Annotated in this window: 2 protein-coding genes; one reads left to right on the forward strand and one right to left on the reverse strand. The window is 68.7% G+C overall.

Annotated features, from left to right (window positions below; genetic code table 11):
• Positions 1–121: 121 nt before the first annotated feature.
• Positions 122–1,555 (reverse strand): cation:dicarboxylate symporter family transporter, encoded by a 1,434-nt coding sequence (locus ACLN58_RS20020; protein WP_415856990.1) that lies wholly within the window; start codon positions 1,553–1,555, stop codon positions 122–124.
• Between the two features lie 177 nt (positions 1,556–1,732).
• Between ACLN58_RS20020 and ACLN58_RS20025 the strand changes: the two genes are divergently transcribed.
• Positions 1,733–3,207: ATP-binding protein (locus ACLN58_RS20025; protein WP_415856991.1), on the forward strand; the 1,475-nt coding region annotated here is incomplete at its 3' end.

Raw genomic sequence — 3,207 nt, forward strand, 5'->3', positions numbered from 1 at the left:
CTCATAACGCGAACCGCGCCCCCAGAAGCTGAAATATCCACTCCAACTTCCGGGGCGCGGTTCACCCACGAGACGTGACCTCTGGATGAGGTCCCACCCACGGGACGTGACCTCTGGACGGTCAGGCGCGGGCTGGCTCCGATGCGCCGACCGCGCGGGGCGAGCCGTCGCCGTCGTTCGCTGCCTCGCCGTTCGCTGCCTCGCCGTCCACTGCGTCGCCGTCCGTCGCCTCGCCGTGCCCGTGGCCCGCGAGCATCGTCGCCTCGTCGAACGGGAGTCGGCCGGAGAGGACCTCGCCCACGCGGTCGCGGTCGATCTCGCGAGTCCACACGCCCATGAGCACGGTCGCCACGGCGTTGCCCGTGAAGTTCGTGAGCGCGCGGGCCTCGGACATGAACCGGTCGATGCCCACGATGAAGGACACGCCGCCCACGAGCTGCGGGGCGTGCGACTGCAGTCCGCCGGCGAGCGTCGCGAGACCAGCGCCGCTCACGCCGGCAGCTCCCTTCGACGCGACGATCATGAACACGAGGAGCGCGATCTGCTCGCCCAGGTTCATGGGCTGGCCCATCGCCGTCGCGATGAAGAGCGAAGCCATGGTCAGGTAGATCGCCGTGCCGTCGAGGTTGAACGAGTACCCAGTGGGGACGGTCACGCCGACCACGGGCTTGGACACGCCCAGATGCTCCATCTTGGCGATGAGCCGCGGGAGCGCGGCCTCGGAGGAGGACGTCGAAACGATGATGAGGTACTCGCGGGCGAGGTACTTCATGAGCCGGAAGATGTTCACGCCCGCCACAGCCCGCAGGATCGCGCCAAGAATCACCACGACGAACAGGATGCACGTGATGTAGAACGCGATCATGAGGGTGAGCAGGCTCAGCACCGCCTTCCAGCCCGTGTTGCCGACGACGGCGGCGATCGCACCGAACGCGCCGATCGGCGCGACCCACATGATCATGACGAGGATGCGGAACACGAGCGTCTGCGCCTGCCGGATGAAGTCGAGGAGCAGCGCGCCGGTCTTGCCCATGCGCTGGAGCGCGAAGCCCACGAGGAGCGCGACGAAGAGCGTCTGGAGCACCTGCCCCGACGTGAGGGAGGAGACGAGCGTGTTCGGGATGATCCCGAGCAGGAAGTTCGTCGTGTCGGCGGACGCGGGCGCCTTGTACGTGGCGTCCTTGAGGTTGAGGCCCTCGCCGGGGTGGATGATGTTGCCCACCACGAGCCCGATGCCGAGGGCGAACGTGCTCATGACCATGAAGTAGAGAAGGGCCAGGCCGCCGACCTTGCCGACCGTGGTCGCCTTCGCGATCGAGCCGATGCCCAGCACGATCGTGCAGAAGATCACGGGCGCGATCATCATCTTGATAAGGTTGACGAACGCGTCTCCGAGCGGCTGAAGGCTGGCCGCGAAGCCGGTCTTGCCGGGGAATACGAGGCCGACGACGACGCCGAGCACCACCGCGACAATGACGGCGATGTACAGCCAGTGCGTGCGATCGGCCTTCTTCTTCGCCGGCTTCTCTGCCGGCGCCAGTGGCACGGTTGCCATGTGTCCTCTCCCTCGAGTCTCCGCCGCGTCCCAAGTGACCGCGGCCATACAACCTTCCAATAGAGTGTGAGAAAGGCCACGATTGCGGTCATATTGGTCGCGGCCGCGGCGGAACGGGCCGCTTCAGGCCCACGGAATTCAGGCCACCAGAATTCAGGCCCACGGAAAAGGAGCGCGATGCGGCAGCTGAGCCTCGCGCGGCGGCTCTTCCTCCTCCTCGTGGTCGCGGTCGTGCTCTTCACCGCCTTCGCCGGTACCGCGTTCTTCCTCGACGCGCGCGATCAGCTCCATCAGGCCGCCGGCCAGCGAACGCTCTCCGTGGCCCAGGCCATCGCGGACAGCCCCACCGTGGCCAATGCGGCGCTCGCTGCGCCGGGGACCGATCCCTCGCCGACGCTCCAGCCGTACGCGAACCAGGTCATCGGGGACGCGGGCCTCGACTTCATCACGATCATGGCGACGGACGGGACCCGCTGGACGCACCCGAACCCGTCTGAGATCGGCGGCAAGTACCTCGGCTCGACGTCGCAGGCGCTCGCGGGCCAGCCGTTCACCGAGACGTACACGGGCACGCTCGGGCCGTCTGTCCGGACGATCGTGCCCATCAAGGCGCCGGGTTCGGGCCGCGTGGTCGGCATGGTCGCGGCGGGGGTCACGGTGACGAATCTCGACGTCGCCCTCGCGTCGCGGATCCCCGCGGTGCTGGGCATCGCCATCGTCGTCCTGCTCCTCGGCTCGCTCGGGGCGGCCATCCTCGAGCGGCGGATCTCCGCTGCGACCCACGGGTACGGGCTCGAACAGCTCAGCCAGCTTTTCGCGTACTACGAGTCGGTGCTGCACTCGGTGCGCGAGGGAGTCGTCATGGTCGATCCGCGCGGGAGGCTCGTGATCCGCAACGACCAGGCCTCGGAACTCCTAGGCCTCCCCGCGGCGCAGACGGGGGCGGCGGCTCCCCTCCTGAGCAGCCTCGACCTCCCCGAGAGCCTCCGCGAACTCCTCGCGAGCGGGCGCACGGCCCACGACGAGATCCACCTCACGAGGGACCGCGTGCTCGTGGTGAACCAAGAGCCCGCCTCCTCCCCAGGGGCCCGGCGGCCACGCTCGCTCGGCTCCGTCGCGACCCTGCGGGACCAGACCGAAATCGAGGCGCTCGGCTCGGAGCTCGCCACGATGCGCACCCTTTCCGATGCCCTGCGCAGCCAGACCCACGAGCACGCCAACCGGCTCCACACGATCGTCTCGCTCCTCGAGCTGGGCCGCACCGACCAGGCGCTCGCGTTCGCGACCGAGGACCTCTCGCTCAGCCAGTCTCTCGCCAACGAGCTCGTGGTCTCCGTCCAGGAGCCCGTTCTCGCGGCCCTCGTCATGGGCAAGGCCGCCCAGGCCCACGAGCGCGGGGTCCAGCTCGACGCGGACGCGACCGGAAGCCTCGGCGCGGCGGGCCTCGAACCCGAGCATCTCGTGACCATCGTGGGAAACCTGCTGGACAACGCGATCGACGCCGCGGCTGGCGGGGAGTCCCCCAAATGGGCCGCGCTCGAGCTTCACGAGGAGGAAGGGACCGTCACGATCGAGGTCTCCGACTCCGGGCCCGGGGTCCCAGCCGCGGAGCGTGAGCGGATCCTCCAATTCGGCTACTCGACGAAGCCGCA

This window comes from Sinomonas sp. G460-2 (genome assembly GCF_047759905.1).
In the GTDB taxonomy this organism is placed as follows: domain Bacteria; phylum Actinomycetota; class Actinomycetes; order Actinomycetales; family Micrococcaceae; genus Sinomonas.